The 468-nt window shown below is 50.0% G+C and carries 1 protein-coding gene; it reads left to right on the plus strand.

What is annotated here, in order from left to right; all coding sequences use genetic code 11:
• Positions 1–71: 71 nt before the first annotated feature.
• Positions 72–468, plus strand: a 397-nt coding sequence (locus tag J0A66_RS21660; RefSeq protein ID WP_206575931.1) for an RNA polymerase sigma factor, incomplete at its 3' end; no start/stop codon positions are given.

Raw genomic sequence — 468 nt, forward strand, 5'->3', positions numbered from 1 at the left:
TGAATAAGGCGCAATCTTTTCCCACATTCAGGCCGATATCGGCCAGTGTAGTCCCCATTGAATCTGCCAAAGTGCGTCAAAAGCGCGTGGTCGAAACCCTCTACCACCAATGCTGGAATGAACTGTGCGGCCGGTTGCGCCGTTTATATGGTGACGGGCCACCCGACCCTCAGGATATAGCCCAGGATGCTTTTACCAAATTGTCGCAAATGGACAACCTTAGCCATGTGCACAACCCCAAGGCTTTCCTGTACAAAGTGGCCTTTAATATCGGTCACAAATCTATTGGCCATATTGTAAAGACCCGCGAATTTCTTGCCGAACAGTTAGAAGACGACGAAATTCTGAGCAACGAAGTCTGTCCAGAACATCAGCTTTCGCAAACGCAACAACTTGATGCCCTGCAGCGCGCGATGGCGGGATTAACTGACAAACAGCAGGAAATTCTGCTGCGCTGTCGCATCAAAG

The sequence above is a fragment of the Bowmanella dokdonensis genome, assembly GCF_017254865.1.
GTDB lineage: Bacteria > Pseudomonadota > Gammaproteobacteria > Enterobacterales > Alteromonadaceae > Bowmanella > Bowmanella dokdonensis.